This window comes from Domibacillus sp. 8LH (assembly GCF_038806185.1).
GTDB lineage: Bacteria > Bacillota > Bacilli > Bacillales > Domibacillaceae > Domibacillus > Domibacillus indicus_A.
This window is the reverse complement of the sequence record NZ_JAVJNG010000350.1, coordinates 1-233: the sequence shown is the minus strand read 5'-3', so window position 1 is coordinate 233 and position 233 is coordinate 1. Positions and strand designations below refer to the sequence as shown.

General features: G+C 34.8%; 1 protein-coding gene. It reads right to left on the bottom strand.

From position 1 onward, the window contains the following. Window positions 1-181 (bottom strand): phage major capsid protein (locus RG959_RS24980; RefSeq protein WP_342799386.1); only part of this gene is annotated, 181 nt, incomplete at its 3' end. Between the last annotated feature and the right edge of the window lie 52 nt (window positions 182-233).

The following is a 233-nucleotide window of genomic DNA, read 5'->3' as shown; positions in this document are numbered from 1 at the left end:
GTTCAGTTACTTGGCGAATTTGTTTACGTTCACCAACTGTTAAATTAGCAAAACGTTCATTGTCAAAGTATTCTGCATTTGGAACAGTGATGATACGTTGTTTGAAATCAGATTTGTTAAGATTGAATACACCTGCTAACAAATCAACATCAAGTTCAGCTTCCATATCTGGAGTTGTCAAGATGTAAGCATCTTCAAGTTTAGTGTAAGTGTGAACACGCTCAATGTTATAA